Source organism: Leifsonia sp. HAY1-4F (genome assembly GCF_056755275.1).
In genome coordinates, this window is sequence record NZ_JBNDHX010000688.1 from 1 (window position 1) to 232 (window position 232).

General features: G+C 73.7%; 1 pseudogene. It reads right to left on the reverse strand.

From position 1 onward, the window contains the following. Window positions 1-232, reverse strand: a pseudogene (locus tag ACPYOG_RS20985) (N-acetylglucosamine-6-phosphate deacetylase); the annotation flags it as partial.

Here is a 232-nt window from a genome sequence, read left to right on the forward strand (position 1 = left end):
ATGGCCGACCGCCACTGCCACGCCGGCCGCGGAGAGAGCGCGTGTCGCATCCATCCCGCCCGGCAGCTCCGGAGCGAGCGTGACCTGCCGCAGCGTGCCGCCGGTGGCCTCCAGAAGGAGGTCGACATCGGCCGCGGTCGGTGGACGCAGCAGCGCCGGATCGTGTGCCCCCTTGTGCCCGGCATCCAGGAACGGCCCCTCCAGATGCGAGCCGAGGATGCGCGGGTCCGCT